1 protein-coding gene is annotated in these 1,015 nt (G+C 67.2%); it reads right to left on the bottom strand.

Translation table 11 applies throughout. The annotated features are described in order from the left end of the window. Positions 1 to 905 (bottom strand): IS481 family transposase (locus tag ASG69_RS09735; protein ID WP_056695757.1); only part of this gene is annotated, 905 nt, incomplete at its 3' end. Positions 906 to 1,015 lie beyond the last annotated feature (110 nt).

Here is a 1,015-nt window from a genome sequence, read left to right as displayed (position 1 = left end):
TGGGGTCGGTGGTGATTGTAGTGATGGACCCAGTCCTGGTAGGTCGCTGCGCGGGCTTCGTCGGAGAGGTAGGTGTGGGCGTAGGCCCATTCCTGGTTCAGGGTGCGGTTGAACCGTTCGACTTTGCCGTTGGTCTGCGGTCGGTAGGGGCGGGTGCGCTTGTGCACCACCGATCCGAGTGCTTCGGCGAACAGTGTTGACCGGTAACAGGATCCGTTGTCGGTGAGCACTCTGGCGATGGTGATGCCGTGGTCGGTGAAGTACGCGGCGGCGCGCCGGTAGAACCCGGCGGCGGTCTCCTTGCGTTCGTCACCGAGGATCTCGGAGTAGGCGAGGCGGGAGTGGTCGTCGACGGCGTGGTGGACGAACGCGTAGCCGCGGCCTTGTTTCTTGTTGTGCCGGTTGCCGATCGTGCGGCCGAGTTTGCGGTGCCCGCCGCCGTCGGGGATCCGGCCGAGTTTCTTGATGTCGATGTGGATCAGGTCGCCGGGGGCGGGGTGTTCGTAGCGGCGGGGTGCGGGGCGGCGCACCGCCAGGCCGGTGTTCTGGTCGAGGTGGCGCAGCAGCGGCATCCGGTAGCGGGCCAGGACCGCGGAGACGGTGCTGCGCGGCAGGTGCAGGTGGTAGGCGATCCGGTGCGGTCCCCACCGGTTGGTGAAGCGCAGCGCCACGATTCGTCGTTCGGTGCGTCTCGGTGTGCGCGCGGGGCTGCGGCGGGGCCGGCTGGACCGGTCGATCATCGCCGGTGCCCCGCCGGCCCGGTACCGGTCGGCCCACTTCTTGGCGGTGGTCGGTGAGACCTGGAAGCGTTCGGCGGCCCGCCGGATGGACCAGTGGTCGTCGACGATCGAACTCGCGAGCTTCAATCGTCCCTTAGGGGTGAGGGAGGCGTTAGCGTGGGACACGAGGACCTCTCGGTTGTCGGTGCAGTTGTGGTAACCACACCGATACCGGAGGTCCTCACCTATCTGTTGTCGCCACGCCGTCCACAACGTCCCTGGCCATTACAGCTAGT

It is taken from the genome of Rhodococcus sp. Leaf225 (assembly GCF_001426145.1).
GTDB lineage: Bacteria > Actinomycetota > Actinomycetes > Mycobacteriales > Mycobacteriaceae > Rhodococcoides.
The sequence above is the reverse complement of the archived record's forward strand: the minus strand, read 5'-3'. Positions and strand labels throughout refer to the sequence as shown.